General features: G+C 58.5%; 15 protein-coding genes and 1 tRNA gene. 11 read left to right on the top strand and 5 right to left on the bottom strand.

All coding sequences use genetic code 11. The features are described from left to right. Positions 1–88 precede the first annotated feature (88 nt). From murI to hemA, 5 genes are read right to left on the bottom strand one after another with little or no spacing between them, the layout of a single operon-like run. On the bottom strand, positions 89–883 hold the full coding sequence (gene murI / locus CXQ82_RS03870) for a glutamate racemase (protein WP_101266328.1): 795 nt from the start codon (positions 881–883) through the stop codon (positions 89–91). Beyond that, positions 876–1,631, bottom strand: a complete 756-nt coding sequence (locus tag CXQ82_RS03865) for a molybdopterin-synthase adenylyltransferase MoeB (RefSeq protein WP_101266326.1) — start codon at positions 1,629–1,631, stop codon at positions 876–878. The genes murI and CXQ82_RS03865 overlap by 8 nt, the downstream gene beginning before the upstream one ends. Then, positions 1,625–2,455 (bottom strand): peptide chain release factor N(5)-glutamine methyltransferase, encoded by an 831-nt coding sequence (gene prmC, locus CXQ82_RS03860; protein ID WP_101266324.1) that lies wholly within the window; start codon positions 2,453–2,455, stop codon positions 1,625–1,627. The genes CXQ82_RS03865 and prmC overlap by 7 nt, the downstream gene beginning before the upstream one ends. Then, on the bottom strand, positions 2,456–3,538 hold the full coding sequence (gene prfA, locus CXQ82_RS03855; protein ID WP_101266322.1) for a peptide chain release factor 1: 1,083 nt from the start codon (positions 3,536–3,538) through the stop codon (positions 2,456–2,458). Continuing rightward, positions 3,535–4,824, bottom strand: coding sequence for a glutamyl-tRNA reductase (hemA, locus tag CXQ82_RS03850; RefSeq protein WP_101266320.1), 1,290 nt, complete (start codon positions 4,822–4,824; stop codon positions 3,535–3,537). The genes prfA and hemA overlap by 4 nt, the downstream gene beginning before the upstream one ends. 182 nt (positions 4,825–5,006) lie before the next feature. Here hemA and CXQ82_RS03845 point away from each other — a divergent pair, with 182 nt between their 5' ends. The 11 genes from CXQ82_RS03845 (at position 5,007) to CXQ82_RS03800 (ending at position 13,958) form a co-directional block, all read left to right on the top strand. Further along, positions 5,007–6,731: a tetratricopeptide repeat protein gene (locus CXQ82_RS03845; protein WP_101266318.1), complete on the top strand. Its 1,725-nt coding sequence runs from the start codon at positions 5,007–5,009 to the stop codon at positions 6,729–6,731. A 4-nt stretch (positions 6,732–6,735) separates the two neighbouring features. Then, positions 6,736–7,353 (top strand): lipoprotein insertase outer membrane protein LolB, encoded by a 618-nt coding sequence (lolB, locus tag CXQ82_RS03840; protein WP_101266317.1) that lies wholly within the window; start codon positions 6,736–6,738, stop codon positions 7,351–7,353. A gap of 50 nt (positions 7,354–7,403) precedes the next feature. Next, entirely contained in the window at positions 7,404–8,207 is an 804-nt protein-coding gene (ispE, locus tag CXQ82_RS03835) for a 4-(cytidine 5'-diphospho)-2-C-methyl-D-erythritol kinase (protein WP_256581931.1), read from the top strand. Between the two features lie 37 nt (positions 8,208–8,244). Further along, a tRNA-Gln gene (locus tag CXQ82_RS03830) sits at positions 8,245–8,319 on the top strand. Between the two features lie 46 nt (positions 8,320–8,365). Then, complete coding sequence (locus CXQ82_RS03825) at positions 8,366–9,307, top strand: ribose-phosphate pyrophosphokinase (RefSeq protein ID WP_003208392.1); 942 nt, start codon at positions 8,366–8,368, stop codon at positions 9,305–9,307. Between the two features lie 139 nt (positions 9,308–9,446). Then, positions 9,447–10,046, top strand: a complete 600-nt coding sequence (locus CXQ82_RS03820; RefSeq protein WP_099583948.1) for a 50S ribosomal protein L25/general stress protein Ctc — start codon at positions 9,447–9,449, stop codon at positions 10,044–10,046. A gap of 168 nt (positions 10,047–10,214) precedes the next feature. Then, positions 10,215–10,799, top strand: coding sequence for an aminoacyl-tRNA hydrolase (pth, locus tag CXQ82_RS03815; RefSeq protein ID WP_010213318.1), 585 nt, complete (start codon positions 10,215–10,217; stop codon positions 10,797–10,799). A 21-nt stretch (positions 10,800–10,820) separates the two neighbouring features. Beyond that, positions 10,821–11,921: a redox-regulated ATPase YchF gene (ychF, locus tag CXQ82_RS03810; RefSeq protein ID WP_101266309.1), complete on the top strand. Its 1,101-nt coding sequence runs from the start codon at positions 10,821–10,823 to the stop codon at positions 11,919–11,921. Between the two features lie 292 nt (positions 11,922–12,213). Beyond that, positions 12,214–13,137, top strand: a complete 924-nt coding sequence (locus CXQ82_RS03805) for a sigma 54-interacting transcriptional regulator (protein ID WP_101266306.1) — start codon at positions 12,214–12,216, stop codon at positions 13,135–13,137. Between the two features lie 222 nt (positions 13,138–13,359). Next, positions 13,360–13,515, top strand: a complete 156-nt coding sequence (locus tag CXQ82_RS31225; protein WP_157832143.1) for a hypothetical protein — start codon at positions 13,360–13,362, stop codon at positions 13,513–13,515. Positions 13,516–13,601: 86 nt separating this feature from the next. Continuing rightward, the gene (locus tag CXQ82_RS03800; protein ID WP_101266304.1) at positions 13,602–13,958 is read left to right on the top strand and encodes a hypothetical protein; all 357 of its coding nucleotides are present in this window, start codon (positions 13,602–13,604) and stop codon (positions 13,956–13,958) included. The last annotated feature ends 1 nt before the right edge of the window (position 13,959 follow it).

Below are 13,959 nucleotides of genomic sequence, written 5' to 3'. Positions count from 1 at the left end.
TCCGAACGAAGTTAGTTGGTTTTGTACAAACTATCTCGCTATAGAAGCTGACGCAGAGTCAGAAGTTCAGCGACATTTCACGAATTTTTCACGAGCCGAAGCTTCGCACAACTCCGTGATGTTTCCATAGTGTCGGTAGGATATTTCTGAGGTGATACACATCGCCACTGGTCCAGAACTGTGCAGGTTCAGGCTCACCGACGGCCAGCAGATCGCGCTCACCCAGCAACCGCTTGAGTTGGCGCGCCACAGCGGCGCCGGTATCGATCAGGATGATGCTGGGGGGCAGCATATGCGCCAGCAGTGGCTTGAGGAAGGGATAGTGGGTGCAACCGAGGATGATGGTGTCGCAGCCGGCGCTGAGCAGCGGTTCGATATAGCCCTGCAACAGCTGGTGCAGAGCGGCGCTGTTGAGGTCACCGGTTTCAATCAGTTCCACCAGGCCCGGGCATGGCTGGGTAATCACCCGCACATCGGTGGCGAAGCGGTCCAGCAGCGCGGCGAATTTAGCGCTTTGCAGGGTGCCGGTAGTGGCGAGCACGCCCACCACACCGCTGCGCGTGGCGGCAGCCGCGGGTTTGACGGCGGGCTCCATGCCTACCAGCGGCCAGTCGGGGTAGTCCTGGCGCAAGTCCGCAACCGCCGCGACGGTCGCGGTGTTGCAGGCAATCACAAACGCCTTGGCGCCCTGTTCGCGAAAGAACGCGGCAACCCGCCGCGAGCGCTCAAGAATGAACGCGGGCGTTTTCTCGCCGTAGGGGATGTGCCCGCAATCGGCCACATACAGCAGGGATTCGTGGGGCAACAGTTGCTGGATTTCGTCCAGCACCGACAACCCGCCGACGCCGGAATCGAACACACCGATCGGCGCGTCCTTAACCATGTTGTGTCCCACAGACCGCGCAGCCCGGGTCGCGCTTGACGCGCAACTCGCGAAATCGCGTGGTCAGCGCATCGATCAACAGCAAGCGGCCCACCAGCGGTTCGCCAAAGCCGGCCAGCAACTTCAGGGCTTCCAGCGCTTGCAGGCTGCCGACCAGCCCCACCAACGGGCCGAGTACGCCGGCTTCGCTGCAGGTGAGTTCGGCATCGCTGCCGTGCCCATATAAACAGTGGTAGCACGGGCTGTCGGCGCGGCGCGGGTCGAATACCGACAACTGCCCTTCAAGGCGAATCGCTGCGCCGCTGACCAACGGCTTGGCTGCCGCGACGCAGGCGGCGTTGACCGCTTCACGGGTGGAGAAGTTGTCGCTGCAATCGAGCACTACGTCCACCGCCGCCACAGCCGCCGCCAGGGAATCGGCATCCAGCGCGGCGCGGTGGGCGATCAGGCTGATTTCAGGGTTGATCGCACTCAGGCGGCGCAACGCCGAATCGACCTTGGTCTGCCCGACGCTGTCGGTGTCATGGATAATCTGGCGTTGCAGGTTGGTCAGGTCGACGCTGTCGAAGTCCGCCACATGCAACTCGCCGACACCGGCGGCCGCCAGGTACAACGCCACCGGCGCGCCCAGGCCACCGAGGCCGATAATCAGCGCACGGCTGTTTTTCAGGCGCAACTGGCCTTCGATGTCGACATGCTGCAACAGAATCTGTCGGCTATAGCGCAACAACTCCTGATCGGTCAGCACGGGCGGCGCCCCAGGGTGATGCGTTCGTGGCCGCCGAGGTCGAGGCGGCTGTGCACGCCCTCAAAACCCTGGCCCAGCAACAGGTCACGTACGGCCAGGGCCTGGTCGTAACCGTGTTCGAGCAGCAGCCAACCGCCGGTGCTCAGATGGGCCGGGGCCTGGCTGATGATCAGCCGCAGGTCGTCCAAACCATCATGGCCGGCGACCAGCGCGCTGGCCGGCTCGAAACGCACATCACCGGCCACCAGGTGCGGATCGTTGTCGGCGATGTACGGCGGGTTGCTGATGATCAGGTCGAACGTATGCCCTTGCAACGCGCTGAACCAATGGCTGCTCAACACCGTGGCATTGTTGAGGTGCAGGCGCTGGCGATTGCGCTCGGCCAGGGCTACGGCTTCCTGCACCCGGTCGACGGCGGTGACCTGCCAGGCCGGGCGTTCGCTGGCCAAGGCCAGGGCGATGGCGCCGCTGCCAGTGCCCAGGTCGAGGACCTTGGCGGGCGTGGCCGGCAACAATTCCAGTGCCGCTTCCACCAGCATCTCGGTTTCCGGGCGTGGGATCAGCGTATGCGGCGCGACCTCCAGGTCCAGCTTCCAGAAGCCTTGCTGGCCGAGGATGTACGCCACCGGCTCACCGGCGCGGCGGCGTTGCAGGTAGGCGGCAAAGGTCAATGCGGCTTCGCTGCTGACGATTTTTTCCGGCCAGGTGTGCAGGTAGCTGCGCGACTTGCCCAGGGCAGCGGCCAGCAGCAACTCCACATCCAGGCGCGCGGTTGGCGAGTCGGGCAGGTCGGCGGCGCGCAGCAGGCTGGCGATGATGGTCATTTATTCACCTATCGCCGCGAGTTGATCGGCCTGGTATTCGGCAAGCAACGGCTCGATCACCGCATCCACGCCGCCGGCGAGAATCTCGTCGAGGGAATAGAGGGTGAGGTTGACCCGGTGGTCGGTGACCCGGCCCTGGGCAAAGTTGTAGGTACGGATCCGCTCGGAACGGTCGCCCGAGCCCACCAGCAATTTACGCTCGCTGGCAATCGCGTTGGCGGCGGCGCTGGTCTGCTGGTCATTGAGCTTGGCGGACAACCAGGACATGGCCCGCGCGCGGTTCTTGTGCTGCGAACGTTCTTCCTGGCACTCGACCACGATGCCCGAGGGCAAGTGGGTGATACGGATCGCCGAATCAGTCTTGTTGACGTGCTGGCCACCGGCGCCCGACGAGCGGTAGGTGTCGACCCGCAGATCCGCCGGGTTGATCTCGATGGCTTCCTGCTCGTCCGGCTCGGGCAACACCGCCACGGTGCACGCCGAGGTGTGGATACGGCCTTGGGATTCGGTCGCCGGCACCCGTTGCACGCGGTGCGCGCCGGATTCGAACTTGAGCTTGCCGTAGACGTTATCGCCTTCGACCCGCGCGATGACTTCTTTATAGCCGCCGTGCTCACCCTCGTTCTCGGAAAGGATCTCCACACGCCAGCCGCGGCGCTCGGCGTAACGCGAATACATGCGGAACAGGTCGCCGGAGAAAATCGCCGCCTCATCGCCACCGGTGCCGGCGCGGATTTCGAGGAACACGTTGCGCCCGTCGTTGGGGTCCTTGGGCAGCAGCATGCGTTGCAGGTCGCCTTCCAGCTGGACGAGCTTGTCCTTGGCTTCGCGCACTTCTTCCACGGCCATTTCGCGCATGTCCGGGTCGCTGTCCTTGAGCAGCGCCTGGGCGCCTTCGAGGTCGGCCTGGGTTTTCAGCCATTGGCTATAAGTGGCCACAATCGGCTCAACTTCCGCGTATTCCTTGGAATAGGTGCGGAACTTGGTCTGATCAGAGATGACTTCGCCATCGCCGAGCAAGGCGGTCAGTTCTTCGAAACGGTCCTGGAGCACGTCCAGTTTATTGAGCAGTGACGCTTTCATTGCGGTTTTTTATCCGAAGAGCTATCTGACGCGCCCTCACCGAGGGCAAAGAGTTCCTGGGCCATGGCCAGCGCATCGAGGCGGCCTTCGGCGGTAAGCTTTTTTAATTGTACGCTGGGCGCATGCAGCAATTTGTTGGTAAGGCCACGGGCCAGTTGCATCAGCACTTCTTCCGCGCTGCTGCCATTGGCGAGCAGGCGCTGGGCCTTGAGCAGTTCCTCATCGCGCAGGCGTTCGCCCTGCTGACGATACGCCTTGAGCACGTCCACCGCCGCCAGTTCACGCAGGCGCACCATGAAATCTTCGGCGCCGGTGCTGACCATCTCTTCGGCGGCCTGGGCAGCACCCTGGCGGCTCTTGAGGTTTTCGGCGACCACTTCATGCAGGTCGTCGACGCTGTAGAGGTAAACGTCGTCCAACTCGCCGACTTCAGGCTCGATATCCCGGGGAACGGCGATATCTACCATGAAAATCGGTTTGTGCTTGCGCAGCTTCAGCGCGCTTTCTACCGCGCCCTTGCCGAGGATCGGCAACTGGCTGGCGGTAGAACTGATGACGATATCGCTGCGCACCAATTCGGCCGGGATATCCGACAGCAGCACCGCATGGGCGCCGAACTGCTCGGCCAGGATGCTGGCGCGCTCCAGGGTGCGGTTGGCGACCACGATGCGCTTCACGCCCAGGTCATGCAGGTGGCGGGCAACCAGGGTGATGGTTTCGCCAGCGCCGATCAGCAGGGCCTGGCTGCGCTGCAAGTCACTGAAAATCTGTTTGGCCAGGCTGACGGCAGCAAACGCCACGGACACCGGGTTTTCACCGATGGCAGTGTCGGTGCGTACCTGCTTGGCGGAATTGAAGGTGGCCTGGAACAGCCGCCCCAGCAGCGGGCCGACGGTGCCGGCCTCGCGGGCCACGGCATAGGCGGATTTCATCTGGCCGAGGATCTGCGGTTCGCCCAACACCAGCGAGTCGAGCCCGGCAGCCACACGCATCATGTGACGAACTGCCGCATCGTCTTCGTGCACATAAGCACAGGCGCGCAGGTCCTCCAGGCTCAAATGGTGGTAATCGGCCAGCCAGCGCAGTACCACATCCGCTGAAAGATGTTCCTGCTCTATATAAAGCTCGCTGCGATTGCAGGTCGAAAGGATCGCAGCTTCGCGGCTGTCGGTGAGCCGGCAGAGCTGCTGCAAGGCCTCAACCAACTGCTCTGGCGTAAACGCCACGCGCTCGCGCACGTCTACGGTTGCAGTCTTGTGGTTAATACCGAGTGCGAGGAAGGCCATTCAATATCGCTGATGATGTCGGGAAGCCGACAATTGTCCTACTTCGAAAGATTCAGAACAACCACCGTCGTCTATTGTCCCTATACCTTGTGCCTATAAAGGTACCCACTGAGACTCGGTTATGTTTGGCCGAAGGCTTGTGTCATGATGATCCGACCGCAGGTTAGTCGTCCTCTTCCTATATGAATAGATCTTCCGCGTTGCTCCTTGCTTTTGTCTTCCTCAGCGGCTGCCAGGCCATGGCACCCGTGTCGCCGGACGGTACCCCGCCGGTAGAAGACAGCACCCCCGCCCCTGAAAAGCCCAAGGTTTATTCCTCGTTCAGCGAAGAAACGGTGTTCAGCCTGCTGAGCGCGGAGCTGGCCGGCCAACGCAATCGCTTCGATATTGCGCTGGATAACTATGTGACCCAGGCCATCAACACGCAGGACCCGGGCATTTCCGAGCGGGCGTTTCGCATTGCCGAGTACTTGGGGGCCGATCAGGCGGCGCTGGACACTTCGCTGATCTGGGCCAGAAACGCCCCGGACGACCTCGAAGCCCAACGCGCGGCGGCGATTCAACTGGCGCGGGCTGGGCGTTATGACGACTCCATGGTCTATATGGAGAAAGTCCTGCAGGGCAAGGGCGACACCCATTTCGACTTCCTCGCGCTGTCGGCCGCCGACACCGATCAGGACACCCGCAATGGCCTGATGAAGAGTTTTGACCGCCTGCTGCAAAAACATCCAAAAAACAGCCAGCTGATTTTCGGCAAGGCCTTGCTGCTGCAACAGGACGACGAAGCCGAGGCCGCGCTGAAACTGCTGGAGCAGAACCCGCCGGAAGACGGCGAAATCGCACCGATCCTGTTGCGTGCGCGCCTGCTGCAGAACCTCAACCGTGGCAAGGAAGCGATTCCGCTGCTGGAAAAAAGCATCAAGAAATACCCGGAAGACAAGCGTCTGCGCCTGACTTACGCGCGTACGCTGGTGGAGCAGGACCGCATGGAGGACGCCAAAGTGCAGTTCGCCAGTTTGGTCCAGCAATACCCGGACGACGACGAACTGCGCTATTCCCTGGCATTGGTGTGCCTGGAAGCCAAGGCCTGGGACGAGGCCAAAGGCTACCTGGAAGAGCTGATCCAGCGCGAAAGCCATGTGGATTCGGCGCACCTGAACCTCGGCCGTATTGCCGAAGAGCGTAACGACCCACAAGCCGCCCTGCTCGAATACGCCCAGGTCGGCCCTGGCAATGACTACCTGCCCGCCCAGTTGCGCCAGGCCGATATCCTGATGAGCAACGGCCGCACCGACGAGGCGGAAAAACGCCTGGCCGCCGCCCGCGATGCCGAACCGGACTACGCGATCCAGCTATACCTGATCCAGGCCGAGACGTTGTCGGCCAACAATCAGGGCGAGCGCGCCTGGAAGGTGTTGCAACAGGCCTTGCTGCAATTTCCCGACGATTTGAACTTGCTGTACACCCGCGCCATGCAGGCGGAAAAACGCAATGACCTGACGCAGATGGAAAAAGACCTGCGCCTGATCATCAAGCGTGACCCGGACAACGCCATGGCCCTCAATGCCTTGGGTTACACCTTGTCCGACCGCACTACGCGCTACGCCGAAGCCAAAGTGCTGATCGAGCAAGCGCACAAGCTCAACCCGGAAGACCCGGCCGTACTCGACAGCCTCGGCTGGGTGAATTACCGCCTGGGCAACCTCGACGAAGCCGAGCGTTTGCTGCGCCAGGCGCTGGAGCGCTTCCCTGACCAGGAGGTCGCCGCCCACCTGGGCGAAGTGCTGTGGGCCAATGGCAAGCAGCGCGAAGCCCGGCAAATCTGGGAAAAATTCCTCAAGGAACAACCCGAAAGCCCCATCCTGCGCGGCACCATCAAGCGCCTGACCGGATCCGAGACCCTTTAAGCTTATGTTCTTGCGCCACGTTATTGTTTTCAGCATCATCGCCCTGCTCGCCGGTTGCGCGGGCGTCGGCACCCGCGAATCCGTTGAAGGCCAGGGCAACCCGGCGCAATGGCAACAACACAAGGACCAGCTCAGCAGCATCGATGGCTGGCAGATCGAAGGTAAAGTCGGGGTACGCGCGCCAAAAGATTCCGGCAGCGGCACCTTGTTCTGGCTGCAACGCCAGGACTACTACGACATTCGCCTGTCCGGGCCTTTGGGCCGAGGCGCAGCGCGCCTCACCGGCCGACCGGGGCAAGTGAGCCTCGAAGTGGCCAACCAGGGCCGCTATGAGGCGACCTCGCCGGAAGCGCTGCTGGAAGAACAGATTGGCTGGAAACTGCCGGTATCGCACCTGGTGTGGTGGGTACGCGGCCTGCCTGCGCCGGACAGCAAAAGCCGCCTGAGCCTCAATGGCGACAGCCGCCTTGCGTCACTGGAACAGGATGGCTGGCAGGTCGAGTATTTGAGCTACGTGCAACAAAGCGGTTATTGGCTGCCCGAGCGCATCAAGCTGCACGGCACCGACCTTGACGTCACGCTGGTGATCAAGGACTGGCAACCGCGCAAGCTGGGGCAATAACCGTGACCGTGCAAAAGCTGACCCTGCCCTCCCCGGCCAAACTCAACCTGATGCTGCATATTCTCGGGCGCCGTGCAGACGGCTACCACGAACTGCAGACGCTGTTTCAATTTCTCGACTACGGCGACGAACTGACATTCGCCGTACGCGACGACGGCGTGATCCAACTGCATACCGAATTCGCAGGCGTGCCCCACGACAGCAATCTGATTGTGAAGGCGGCGAAAAAACTGCAAGCACAATCCGGCTGCTCGCTCGGCATCGACATCTGGATCGACAAAATCCTGCCCATGGGCGGCGGCATCGGGGGTGGCAGCTCAAATGCCGCGACCACATTGCTCGGCCTCAATCACTTGTGGCAACTGGGCTGGGCCCCTGATCGCCTGGCCGCGCTGGGCCTTACGCTGGGCGCCGACGTGCCGGTTTTCGTGCATGGGCACGCGGCTTTTGCCGAGGGCGTGGGGGAGAAACTCACCCCGGAATACCCCGAAGAGCCTTGGTATGTCGTGCTTGTCCCGCAAGTATCTGTAAGTACAGCAGAAATTTTTTCAGATCCGTTGTTGACACGTAACTCTTCTCCCATTAAAGTGCGCCCCGTTCCCAAGGGAAACAGTCGAAATGACTGCTTACCGGTTGTAGCAAGGCGTTATCCAGAGGTACGTAAAGCTTTGAATTTGTTAGGTAAATTTACCGAAGCAAAATTAACCGGAACTGGAAGTTGTGTGTTTGGGGGCTTCCCAAGCAAAGCTGAAGCTGATAAAGTCTCGGCCCTTCTTACAGAGACCCTTACAGGGTTTGTAGCAAAGGGAAGCAACGTTTCGATGTTGCATCGCAAGCTGCAAAGTCTGCTCTAAAAGGAACCGAGTACTGGGTACTCGTTGCAACAGATACAGGGGCGTCGCCAAGCGGTAAGGCAGCAGGTTTTGATCCTGCCATGCGTTGGTTCGAATCCAGCCGCCCCTGCCATTTTCTAATACTCATCCAGGTTACCCTCAGCCTCTAGGTACTGCGCGTGTCCAAGATGATGGTCTTTACGGGGAACGCCAACCCCGATCTGGCTCGACGTGTCGTACGTCAGCTGCATATCCCTCTCGGTGACATCTCTGTCGGTAAATTCTCCGACGGCGAAATTACAGCCGAGATCAATGAAAACGTCCGCGGTAAAGACGTCTTCATTATTCAGCCGACCTGCGCTCCGACCAACGATAACCTGATGGAACTCGTCGTGATGGCTGATGCCTTCCGCCGCTCCTCAGCGACTCGAATCACAGCTGTAATCCCTTACTTTGGTTATGCCCGTCAGGATCGCCGTCCGCGTTCCGCACGTGTGGCTATCAGCGCGAAAGTCGTTGCTGACATGCTGACCGTGGTAGGCATCGACCGTGTTCTCACGGTTGACCTGCACGCTGACCAAATCCAGGGGTTCTTCGATATTCCGGTAGATAACATCTACGGCTCCCCCGTATTGGTGGATGACATCGAAGACCAGCGCTTTGAAAACCTGATGATCGTGTCCCCGGACATTGGTGGCGTCGTGCGTGCACGGGCTGTTGCCAAATCCCTGGGCGTAGATCTCGGGATCATCGACAAACGCCGTGAGAAAGCCAATCACTCTGAAGTGATGCATATCATCGGTGATGTCGAAGGGCGTACCTGTATTCTGGTTGATGACATGGTCGACACCGCCGGCACCCTGTGCCACGCGGCAAAAGCCTTGAAAGAGCACGGTGCAGCAAAAGTCTTCGCCTACTGCACACACCCTGTGCTGTCGGGCCGAGCGATCGAGAACATCGAGAACTCCATGCTGGACGAACTGGTGGTGACTAACACCATCCCGTTGTCCGCAGCAGCTCAAGCCTGTTCGCGTATCCGTCAACTGGATATCGCACCGGTAGTTGCCGAAGCGGTTCGCCGTATCAGCAACGAAGAATCGATCAGCGCGATGTTCCGTTAAGGGTCAAACCTTACGAAACATCTCACTGACGAAAAGCGCCCCGCCCCAGCATACTGTTGGGGCGGGGCTTTTTTGCCCATATCGCCTTTAGCGCTGGTCGCAAACGCTGGGGCGAATGTGGTTATTTTGGAGATACAACATGAACGATTTTACTCTGAATGCTGAAGTGCGTTCCGACCTGGGGAAAGGTGCGAGCCGCCGCCTGCGTCGTCTCGCAAGCCTGGTTCCAGCTGTAGTTTACGGTGGCGAAAAAGCCCCTGAATCCATCAGCATGCTGGCTAAAGAAGTTGCCAAACTGCTCGAAAACGATGCTGCCTACAGCCACGTTATCGAACTGAACGTTGGCGGCAAAAAGCAGAACGTAATCATCAAAGCTCTGCAACGTCACCCGTCCAAGGGCCACGTACTGCACGCTGACTTTGTACGCGTTGTAGCTGGTCAGAAACTGACCGCTATCGTGCCTGTGCACTTTGTTGGTGAAGAAGCTCCGGTCAAGAAAGGCGGCGAGATCTCGCACGTCCTGAACGAAATCGAAGTAACTTGCCTGCCGAAAGATCTGCCTGAGTTCATCGAAGTCGACCTGTCGGCTCTGGAAATCGGCGCAATCGTTCACCTGTCCGACCTCAAAGCCCCTAAAGGCGTTGAGTTTGTTGCACTGGCTCACGGTGATGACAAAGCTGTTGCAAACGTACACGCTCCACGCGTTGCTCCAGAAGCTGAAGAAGGCGCTGCAGAGTAATTCACTCTGTATTGCCGGAGCTTGAGGAAACATCGCGGACCGGAACGTAGCGAGAAAGCGGGCGACAACGCGAAGTTTATCTCTGGATAAGTGAGCTCCTGTCGTCCACTTTCGCCGCACTCAGGTCGCGGCGATGTTATCCACAACTCCAAAGGAAGGGCCCCTGTCGTGACTGCCATAAAACTGATCGTTGGCCTGGGAAATCCAGGCGCCGAATACGAACAGACCCGGCATAACGCGGGGGCCCTTTTTGTTGAGCGCATCGCCCACGCCCAAGGTGTGAACCTGGTGGCCGATCGCAAATATTTTGGTCTGACCGGGCGCTTCTCGCACCAGGGTCAGGATGTTCGTCTGCTGATTCCCACCACCTACATGAACCGCAGCGGCCAGGCTGTCGCAGCGCTTGCGGGCTTCTTCCGGATCAAACCCGAAGAAATCCTGGTGGCCCATGACGAACTGGACCTGCCACCCGGTGTCGCCAAGCTCAAGCTAGGCGGCGGGCATGGCGGGCACAATGGCCTGCGCGACATCATCGCGCAGTTGGGCAATCAGAATAATTTTTACCGTCTGCGGCTCGGCATTGGCCACCCAGGCGTTGCCAGTATGGTTTCAAATTTCGTCCTGGGTCGTGCGCCACGCGCCGAACAGGAAAAACTCGATGCCAGCATCGATTTTGCCCTCGGCGTGCTGCCGGATATCTTCGCCGGTGAATGGAACCGCGCGATGAAAAACCTGCACAGCCAGAAGGCCTGACTCTTACCGAGGGGAAACACCATGGGATTCAATTGCGGCATCGTCGGCCTGCCCAACGTCGGCAAATCCACCCTGTTCAACGCCCTGACCAAGTCCGGTATTGCGGCGGAGAACTTCCCCTTCTGCACCATCGAACCCAACAGCGGTATCGTGGCCATGCCAGACCCGCGTTTGCAGGAACTGGCGGCCATCGTCAATCCCAAGCGCATCCTGCCGACCACCATGGAATTCGTCGATATCGCGGGCCTGGTGGCAGGCGCGTCGAAAGGTGAAGGCCTGGGTAACAAGTTCCTGGCCAACATCCGTGAAACCGATGCCATCGCCCACGTGGTCCGCTGCTTTGAAGACGAGAACGTGATTCACGTCTCCAACAGCGTCGACCCGAAACGCGACATCGAGATCATCGACCTGGAATTGATCTTCGCCGACCTCGACAGCTGCGAAAAGCAACTGCAGAAAGTCGCGCGCAACGCCAAGGGCGGTGACAAGGATGCAGTGGTCCAGAAAGGCCTGCTGGAGCAGTTGATCGCGCACTTCACCCTGGGCAAGCCGGCGCGCAGCCTGATGAAGAGCATGAATGCCGACGAAAAAGCGGTGATCAAGGGCTTCCACCTGCTGACCACCAAGCCGGTAATGTACATCGCCAACGTTGCCGAAGACGGCTTCGAGAACAACCCGCTGCTCGACGTGGTCAAGGCCATCGCCGAGGAAGAAGGCGCGATAGTGGTGCCAGTGTGCAACAAGATCGAAGCGGAAATTGCCGAACTGGATGACGGCGAAGAGAAAGACATGTTCCTCGAGGCCCTGGGCCTGGAAGAGCCTGGCTTGAACCGTGTAATCCGCGCCGGCTACGAAATGCTGCACCTGCAGACCTACTTCACCGCCGGCGTCGAAGAAGTTCGCGCCTGGACCGTGAAAGTCGGCGCCACCGCGCCACAGGCTGCTGGTGTGATCCACACCGACTTCGAAAAAGGCTTTATCCGCGCCGAAGTCATCGCCTACAACGACTTCATCCAGTACAAGGGTGAAGCCGGTACCAAGGAAGCCGGTAAATGGCGCCTGGAAGGCAAGGAATACATCGTCAAGGATGGCGACGTGATGCACTTCCGTTTCAATGTCTAAGCATTAAATACGGTTTACATCGCAAATAAAAAGCCGATGCAGTGCATCGGCTTTTTTGTGGGCCACTGTTACACACACTGCCAAAAAACTTATATATACCTTTCATTTTAAGATTCCCCCTACTGCTCCCCCACCAAAAGAAATAAACCTGAAACTTTCTAACTTATCCTACACCGCCTGCGCAAGCTCCTACTGTAATGCAGGAAGAAAAAAACTATGCTTTCCATTCTAAAAAAGCGCGCCTGCTGATAATTTTCTCAATAGCGCAAAGAAATAATGGAGCACCCTTTTGATGTCGGCCGCCCCTCTCAGGGAAAATGAAACATATATCTCATTGATTGAAAGCCCAGATATTGAAAGTACGCTCGTTAGCACCGCGTCTCTCAGTATTGACATACTGCTATTGGGTGAAACCGGCACAGGCAAGGATACCTTGGCGCAACGGATACATAACCTATCGGGGCGGCGAGGTAACTTTGTTGCCGTGAACTGCGCGGCCATCCCGGAAAGTCTCGCAGAAAGCCAGTTATTCGGGGTCAACAGCGGCGCCTTCACCGGAGCAATGCAATCCCGGGCCGGCGTCGTCGAGGCCGCTCATCTGGGCACCCTGTACCTCGATGAGATAGACAGCATGCCATTGAGCCTGCAAGCCAAACTGCTGCGCGTGTTGGAGTCGCGCGGGGTGGAGCGCCTGGGTTCAACCCGATTCATCCCTGTGGATATGCGCGTTATTGCGTCGGCCCAGCAGTCGCTGCTGGCAATGGTCGAGCAAGGCACCTTCCGACGCGACTTGTACTTTCGCCTGAATGTCGTCAGTTTCCAACTTCCTGCCCTGCGAGACCGACGTGAGCGGATCATTCCGTTATTCCTGGGGATGATCCAGCAAGAAGCGGACCTTTTCAAATGCCCTGCCCCGACGCCGCCCGGTGAATTGCTGCAGCAATTGCTATGTCATTCCTGGCAAGGCAATGTCCGCGAATTGCGCTCTTCTGCCAAGCGGTTCGTCTTGGGCCTGCCACCGCTTTCACCTACGATATTCAACCCCCCTGCCCATGAAATGAGCCTGAAGGCGCGGTTGCAGCAAATTGAAAAAGCACTGATTGAAGAGTCGCTGCGACGTAACGACCACTGTGTAGATAGCGTCGCCGTTGAGCTGAAGGTCGCCAAGCGTACTCTTTATTACCGGATGAAGCAGTTCGAAGTAAAGCTGGCATAAAGCGCTTGGACATAACGCCGAAACTTGCCTGAATCACCTCCTGTTACATCTTGCAGATAGAAAAAACATTACGAAATAAATACACACACCTCTCCTCCGTGAGAATTGGAACGCTTCATATCGTGTAAGCCACATATTCAACGATCGATTTCAATGTCGCTCACGAACGACCGATAGCGGTCAACCGTTATCAAATCTTATTTAAAGTTTAAGAGGTGAATCATGGCACTAGGTGGCGTAGGTAGCACCCCACAAGATCAAGCTGCAAAAGCAATCCAAGAGAAAAAGGGTTGGGATGCTGTAGAAAAAACCGATGAGGATCGAAAAATCGCTAAGCAGAACGCAACGATGGCCAACTGCAAAGCTATACGTTACTAAGTAAATCAAGCCTTCTCAACTCACTCGTTGAGGGGGCTTTTACTTAACGTGGGTCACCACACTCGATACTTTCGATAGAGGGACATATGCTCATTACCCACGCAGGACTCACAACGGATAGAAAGATCAACACCGGGTCGGATACGCCTGCTGAGGGTCATCGATCTTCTGACGTCAATTTTTTCCAGGCCGAAATGAACAAGACCAATCAACCTGATAGAGGAAGCCCTCGCCCCGTAGCCGCTACCGATTCAGCCTGGGGCACCAGTGAGTCGTCGGAAATAGCGTCGCGTCTCTCCAAGGGCTTTCGGGACGCTAGCAAGAATAAAGGTATGAGCGAGCTCCCCCAATTGCTTGTCGAAGCGCATGTCGATGTGATCTCACACATCAAGGTAGTCGGCGCGATCGCAAAAGCCTGCGATAAAATTTCAACCATGGGGTAGT

The sequence above is a fragment of the Pseudomonas sp. S09G 359 genome (genome assembly GCF_002843605.1).
Classification (GTDB): Bacteria; Pseudomonadota; Gammaproteobacteria; order Pseudomonadales; family Pseudomonadaceae; genus Aquipseudomonas.
Note: the sequence above shows the minus strand (reverse complement) of the source record. Positions and strands in the feature narration are given on the sequence as shown.